Source organism: Mammaliicoccus sp. J-M40, from assembly GCF_022386395.1.
Taxonomy (GTDB): Bacteria; Bacillota; Bacilli; order Staphylococcales; family Staphylococcaceae; genus Mammaliicoccus; species Mammaliicoccus lentus.
Window position 1 is genome coordinate 1 of sequence record NZ_JAJNIQ010000036.1, and the last position, 566, is coordinate 566.

General features: G+C 50.4%; 1 rRNA gene. It reads right to left on the bottom strand.

Annotated features, from left to right (window positions below):
• Positions 1 to 24: 24 nt before the first annotated feature.
• Positions 25 to 566: ribosomal RNA gene (locus LQ688_RS13895) — 16S ribosomal RNA — on the bottom strand; the annotation flags it as partial.

Below are 566 nucleotides of genomic sequence, written 5' to 3' on the forward strand. Positions count from 1 at the left end.
ATGGTCATTCCGTAATATCCTTAGAAAGGAGGTGATCCAGCCGCACCTTCCGATACGGCTACCTTGTTACGACTTCACCCCAATCATCTGTCCCACCTTCGACGGCTAGCTCCTAATAAAAGGTTACTCCACCGGCTTCGGGTGTTACAAACTCTCGTGGTGTGACGGGCGGTGTGTACAAGACCCGGGAACGTATTCACCGTAGCATGCTGATCTACGATTACTAGCGATTCCAGCTTCATGTAGTCGAGTTGCAGACTACAATCCGAACTGAGAATAATTTTATGGGATTTGCTTGACCTCGCGGGTTCGCTGCCCTTTGTATTATCCATTGTAGCACGTGTGTAGCCCAAATCATAAGGGGCATGATGATTTGACGTCATCCCCACCTTCCTCCGGTTTGTCACCGGCAGTCAACCTAGAGTGCCCAACTTAATGATGGCAACTAAGCTTAAGGGTTGCGCTCGTTGCGGGACTTAACCCAACATCTCACGACACGAGCTGACGACAACCATGCACCACCTGTCACTTTGTCCCCCGAAGGGGAAAACTCTATCTCTAGAGCG